5 protein-coding genes and 1 pseudogene are annotated in these 5,301 nt (G+C 71.9%); 3 read left to right on the top strand and 3 right to left on the bottom strand.

Annotation, left to right across the window (positions count from 1 at the left end; all coding sequences use genetic code 11):
• The 3 genes and pseudogenes from V7793_RS32850 to mtnB form a co-directional block, all read left to right on the top strand.
• Positions 1-390 (top strand): annotated as a pseudogene (locus V7793_RS32850) (cupin); the annotation flags it as partial.
• On the top strand, positions 387-1,112 hold the full coding sequence (mtnC, locus tag V7793_RS32845) for an acireductone synthase (RefSeq protein ID WP_336013366.1): 726 nt from the start codon (positions 387-389) through the stop codon (positions 1,110-1,112). The pseudogene V7793_RS32850 and the gene mtnC, both read left to right, overlap by 4 nt.
• Positions 1,109-1,741, top strand: a complete 633-nt coding sequence (gene mtnB / locus V7793_RS32840; protein ID WP_336013365.1) for a methylthioribulose 1-phosphate dehydratase — start codon at positions 1,109-1,111, stop codon at positions 1,739-1,741. The genes mtnC and mtnB overlap by 4 nt, the downstream gene beginning before the upstream one ends.
• A 77-nt stretch (positions 1,742-1,818) precedes the next feature.
• On the opposite strand, the gene V7793_RS32835 is transcribed toward mtnB, so the two are convergent.
• From V7793_RS32835 to V7793_RS32825, 3 genes are all read right to left on the bottom strand, one after another.
• Complete coding sequence (locus V7793_RS32835) at positions 1,819-2,445, bottom strand: trimeric intracellular cation channel family protein (RefSeq protein ID WP_336013364.1); 627 nt, start codon at positions 2,443-2,445, stop codon at positions 1,819-1,821.
• An 85-nt stretch (positions 2,446-2,530) separates the two neighbouring features.
• Entirely contained in the window at positions 2,531-3,553 is a 1,023-nt protein-coding gene (locus tag V7793_RS32830) for a terpene synthase family protein (RefSeq protein ID WP_336013363.1), read from the bottom strand.
• A gap of 339 nt (positions 3,554-3,892) precedes the next feature.
• The gene (locus V7793_RS32825; RefSeq protein WP_336013362.1) at positions 3,893-5,044 is read right to left on the bottom strand and encodes a L,D-transpeptidase family protein; all 1,152 of its coding nucleotides are present in this window, start codon (positions 5,042-5,044) and stop codon (positions 3,893-3,895) included.
• Positions 5,045-5,301: the final 257 nt, after the last annotated feature.

The following is a 5,301-nucleotide window of genomic DNA, read 5'->3' as shown; positions in this document are numbered from 1 at the left end:
ACGGCCGAGGAGGGCTTCGCCGCGGTCGACGTGGCCGCGCTCCACCCCGAGAGCTCCCCCGGCTGGCCGGCGAAGGCCGCGGCCGCGCGGGAGAAGTTCCTCGCCGAGCACACGCACGACGATGACGACGAGATCCGCTTCTTCGTCGCCGGAGCCGGGGTGTTCTACCTGCACGTGGACGGACTGGTGCACGCGGTGTGCTGCGAGCGGGGCGACCTGCTGGGGGTGCCGCGGGGCACCCGGCACTGGTTCGACATGGGGACGGTGCCGTCCTTCACCGCGATCCGCTTCTTCCACGTGCCGGACGGCTGGGCCGCCTCCTTCACCGGCAGCGACATCGCCTCCCGCTTCCCCTCCTTCGACGAGCTGCGCGCAGGGCGGGCGGCATGAGCCTGCGGTTCGCGGCGGACTGCGTGGTCCTGGACATCGAGGGCACGACGAGCGCCACGGGCTTCGTCGTGGACGTGCTCTACCCGTACTCGCGCAGCCGGTTCGGCTCCCTGCTCACCGAGCGGGCCGCCGAGCCCGCGGTGCGGCGCGCCGCCGAGCAGGTCCGTGCGCTCCTGGGGGAGCCGGCCGCGGACGCCCCGCGCATCGTGCGGGCCCTCAACTCCTGGCTGGACGAGGACCGCAAGGCCACGCCGCTGAAGACCTTGCAGGGCATCGTGTGGTCGGAGGGGTTCGCCCGCGGCGAGCTGGTCTCGCACTTCTACGAGGACGTGGTGCCCGCCCTGCGGCGCTGGCGCGCGGGCGGGGTGCGCCTGCACGTGTACTCGTCCGGGTCGGTGGCGGCGCAGCGCGCGTGGTTCGGGCACAGCGCGCAGGGCGATCTGCTGCCGCTGGTGGACGGGTTGTACGACACGGAGAACGCGGGGCCCAAGCAGTCGCCGGGCTCGTACCGGGCCATCTCCGAGGCCATCGGGGCGCCGCCGGGCCGGACCCTGTTCCTCTCGGACCGGCCCGCGGAGCTGGACGCTGCGCGGACGGCGGGCTGGCTCACGGCGGGCGTGCGGCGCCCGGGCGAGCCCTACTACGCGCAGGGCACGGGCGGCCACCCGGAGGCGGGTTCGTTCGCCGGCATCGACGTCGCGCGGGCGGGGAGCGAACCGTGACCGGCGCCGGCGCGGGGCTTTTGGGCCTGGCGGAGGCGGGTGCGGCGCTGGCCGCGGAGGCGGCCCGCTTCGCGTCGTTCGGCTGGATGCGCGGCACCTCGGGGAACCTGTCGGTGGTCACCGGCCGGGAGCCGCTGCGCCTGGCGGTCACGGCGAGCGCTCTCGACAAGGGCGAACTGACGGCCGCCGATGTGGTGCTGGTCGACGGCGAGGGCGCGGCCGTGGCGGGCGGCAGGCCCTCGGCGGAGGCGGCGCTGCACGCGCGGGTGGTCCGGCTGACGGGCGCGGGCGCGGTCGTGCACGTCCACACGGTCGCGTCGGTGGCGATGGCCCGCCGCCGTCCGGGGGGCATCGTGCTGAAGGACCTGGAGATGCTGAAGGGGCTCGGGCTCCCGGCCGACGGACCGGAGGTCGTCCTGCCGGTGATCGGCAACAGCCAGGACATGCGGGTGCTGGGCGACCGGCTGGCGGCCGCCCGCGAGCCGCGGATGCCCGCGGTGGTCGTGGCCGGGCACGGGCTGTACGTGTGGGGTGCGGATCCCCGCGAGGCCCGGCACCGGACCGAGATCGTGGAGTGGCTGCTGGAGCTGGAGCTCCTGGAGGGGCCGGCCCCGGCCGGCGGCTGCTGAGCCCGGCGGGCAACCGCGGGCCCCGCAGGTCCCGGGCCCTGCAAGCCTAGAGCCTGCAAGTCCCGGGGCCGCAAGCTCTACGCCCGCGGGCGGCCGGCGAGGCGGGGCAGGTGGAGGCCGAAGTGCAGCGCCCCCATGCGCACCGCGAACACGAGCGACGCGGCCACGACGGCGGCGGCCGTCGGTCCGGTGCCGAGCCGGTCCAGGATCAGGTAGCAGACGGCGCCGAGCAGCGCCGCGGTGGCGTAGACCTCCTCGCGGAGCAGCAGCGGCGGGAACTCCCCGCACAGGACGTCGCGGACGACCTCTCCGGTCACCCCGGTGACGACGGCGAGGATGACCGCGGCGAACGGGGTGACGCCCGCGTCGAGCCCGGCCCGCGCGCCGATCACCGTGACGACGGCGAGGCCGACGGCGTCGACGGTCATCAGGGAGCGGCGCGGCAGTTCGCGGTGGTGCAGGAAGAGCATGGTCGCCACGGCCGTGACGGCGATGACGGTGAGCAGGACCCAGTCGTGGGTCCAGTACAGCGGGTGCCGGTCGAGGATGAGGTCGCGCAGGGTGCCGCCGGAGATGGCGGCGGCGAAGGCGAGGACGAGCCCGCCGAAGGGGTCGAGGCGGGCGCGGTGCGCGGCGAGGACGCCGCTGGCCGCGAAGGCGGCGATCCCGGCCAGGTAGAGCAGGTGCAGCATCCCTCCAGCCAAGCATCCGCGGCTCCCCCGCCGCTTCGGCCGATCGGCCGGGGCCGCCTCGGCCGAAGGGACGAGTTCCCCGGCCGAGGCGCGGCGCTCACTCCGCGGTGCGGGCGACCACGTCCTCTATCCGGCGGGAGCGGTTGACGTGCAGGACGCCGAGCTCGCTGTAGCGGCCGCTCTCGTTGCTCCAGTCGAGGTTGCCGCGCATGCAGGCGCGGTTGGCGTCGAGGAAGAGCCGGGTGTTCTCGCGCTGTTCGGGGGAGAGGCCGAAGACCTCGCAGAGCCGGGCGGCCTCGGCCTCCAGCTGCAGGAACCGGGTGGTGCGGCGGCGGATCATGCGCTGGACGTGGACGATCGCCTCCGCGCGGCCGCACCCGTGCTCCAGGCCGAGCAGCAGGACGGCGTTGTTCAGCTCGCCGTTGGCCAGGTCCTTCTCCAGGGAGTGGAGGTCGTTGGTGAGGGTGACGACCTCGGCGGTGATGGCCCGGGCCTCCAGGATGCACATGCTCTGGTGGATCTCGGCGGGCGCCTCGAAGTGCCCGCAGCGCTCGGAGACGTCCACGACGACCTCGCTGCCGATGCCGAGGCGGCGCAGCTTCATGTACGGGTCCATGCCGAGGACCGTGCCGCTGCGGCGGTTGACGGCCTCGGACACGTAGGTGAGGAAGTACTCCTCCCAGTGCCGTACGGCCCGGGCCCGCCAGGCGGCCGACATGCCGAGCTGGGCCTGGAGCCACAGCTCGGTCCAGACGCGCGCGAGCGGGAAGGAGGGGGTGATGCCGGCGGCGCCGGGTTCCTGGCGGGCGAGGGCCGCCATTTCGTGGCAGATCTCGTAGGTGGCGGCGGGGTCCTCGCCGAGCCCGCTGTCGAAGAGATCGTCGAAAAAGAAGAAGAAGCTCTGTACGGCGAGGCCGAAGGTCAGGTCGTTGACGCCGGCTCCGGGGAGGAAGCCGGCGGCCAGCCGCTCGATGCGCCAGGTGCGGTACCGCTCGAGGTTGTGCGGGCTGCTGAGCAGACCGGTGGAGACCAGCCAGTGCTCGTTCCGTGCCCGCGCCACCTCCACATAGGGGTTCAGCCGCTTGGGGAATGGAATGTCCAGGGCGATGTCCTGTGGCATCGAGGCCAGCCTCCTTCAGAGCCGTGCTGAGCCGATCTCGATCCTTCCGGTTCGGGCCCGGCCTGCACGGAGCATCCGCTCCGCCCCTCTGCGTTCCCGGGCGGGCCTGGCAGAGTGCTGCCCTCTTGGCACAACCATTAAAACGACAACCATATGTTCCATGGGGTGCATTGGGGCCGTCGGGCGCACAGACCGCCCACTGCATAGGCCACCGGCCTTAGTCCACGCTCCACGCGCCCCGCTGCGCAGGTCAGAGCATTGCGGGGCGCAACCGCCACGGCCGCGCCCCGCACCCTCACGGACGGCCGGAAAGTATCGCCGTCCACCGTACCTCCGGCATCACTTCAGGGCGCTGCGCTTCTGCCACTGCTCCCAGCTCTCCTGCCAGACCGACAGGCCGTTGCCGGGGTCGGTGACCTTGGTGCTGGTGGTGTTCTTGACCTCGACGGTGGAGCCGATGGGGAGGAAGTCGTAGACCTTCTTCGCGTCGGAGGTCGTCATGCCGAAGCAGCCGTGGCTGTTGTTCTCCACGCCGATGGACCGGTTCCAGGGCGCCGAGTGCAGGAAGGTGCCCGAGGCGGTCAGGTGCGTGACCCACTTGGAGTCGAGCATCCACTCGTTGCCGTGGCCGATGGTGGAGGAGTCCATGGTCTCGTCGGCGTTCTTGCTGCGGACGGTGTGGATGCCGCCGCGGGTGGGGTCCACCGGGGAGCCGGCGGAGCCCTTGATGGTGCCGACGGGCTTGCCGTTCTCGAGCATCGTGAGGGTGTGCGACGGGACGTCGATGACCGCCTTGTGGTCGGCGCCTATGGAGAAGTCCCAGGCGTAGTTCTTCGCGAACCAGCCGCCCTCGCCCGAGTCGACGCCCGCCAGCAGGCCCTTCACGTTGACCTTGGTCCCGGCGGGCCAGTAGGTCTTGGGCCGCCAGTCGATGCGGTCCTGGCCGGACCAGTCCTTGACCCAGCCCCAGGCGCCCTCGACCTTGGGCGTCGAGGTGACGGCCAGGGACTTCTCGATCTCGGCGCGCTTGCTCTTGTCCACCGGGTGGTCGAAGAGGATGGAGACGGGCATGCCGGTGCCGACGGTCTGCCCGTTGCCCGGGGTGTTGGTGAGCTTGTTGACGCTGGGCGCGGCCTGCGTGGTGAAAGTGGCGGTCGAGGAGGCTTCCTTGCCCTTGCCGTCCTTGCCGCCCTTCGCCTTGGAGCGCACGGTGTAGGTGTTCTTCGGGCCGACCTTGCCGTCGGCGGTCCAGGTGGCGCCGTCGTCGGCCATCCGCCCGGAGACCTTCTCGCCCTTGGCGTCCTTGACCTCGACCTCGGTCAGCTTCCCGCCCTCGGCCTTGACCGATATCTGCGAGCCGAGCTTGACGTCCTTGCCCTCGCCGGGGCTGACGGTGATCTTCGGCTCGGGCCCCGCATCGCTACCGCCCCCGCCCGAGCCGCCCGAGCAGGCGGTGAGCACCAGAGAGCCCGCGAGAGCGGCGGATGCCAACAGGGCGGAGCGACGACCCGGTCCGACGTGCACGGTGAGACGACCTTTCTGGCTATCTGGATGTGGCCTTCGCTTCTACAGATGATCCATACGCTTGTACGGTTGCAGGAAGAAAAGAAACATTTGTGCATCGGAAGGTCTGATCGACTGGTTCGCCCCTGCCGGGGAGTTGACGGCCAGTGGGCCGGGGCGAGCCGTTCGACGCCGGCGCGCTGTGGCTCGGCATGGATGCGACGCTCGCCGTGCAGCAGTGGAGC

It is taken from the genome of Streptomyces sp. KLMMK, from assembly GCF_036961605.1.
Classification (GTDB): Bacteria; Actinomycetota; Actinomycetes; order Streptomycetales; family Streptomycetaceae; genus Streptomyces; species Streptomyces telluris.
This window is presented reverse-complemented; position numbering and strand designations above follow the sequence as displayed.